Origin of the sequence: Blautia sp. AM29-29, assembly GCF_003480555.1 — a bacterium.
GTDB lineage: Bacteria > Bacillota > Clostridia > Lachnospirales > Lachnospiraceae > Fusicatenibacter > Fusicatenibacter saccharivorans.
Map to the genome: position 1 here is coordinate 32,198 of NZ_QUJD01000025.1, position 348 is coordinate 32,545.

1 protein-coding gene is annotated in these 348 nt (G+C 45.4%); it reads right to left on the reverse strand.

The window, feature by feature from the left end; translation table 11 throughout:
- Positions 1-126: 126 nt before the first annotated feature.
- Positions 127-324 carry a hypothetical protein gene (locus DW769_RS14955; protein WP_117471371.1) on the reverse strand — a complete coding sequence of 66 codons (198 nt, stop codon included), beginning with the start codon at positions 322-324 and terminating at the stop codon, positions 127-129.
- Positions 325-348 lie beyond the last annotated feature (24 nt).

Here is a 348-nt window from a genome sequence, read left to right on the forward strand (position 1 = left end):
TGCGATACTGGCACTTTCGCCTTGCAGGTCATCGTCCTTTGACAGCCTGCAATAGACCGCTGCACGATACCCTCCGGCAAGTGCCGAACCGATTGTTCTGTATTCCATTTCGTTCATCATAGCCATTTACCCACACAATCCAGACGGTATCTGGCTCTTTTGAACCTCATCTTCATTATAGCTCATATCTTTCCTTTTAGCAAGATAGTCTTTCGTATTTGTCTTACCGTATTTCTGGGAAATCAGGCTGACGAACACATCGGTTGCGTCAAGCTCCCCGTCAAACACCGTAGTCACATGAATCTCTGTTTTGTTTTTTGCCATAGGCAGTTATCCTCCATACATGAA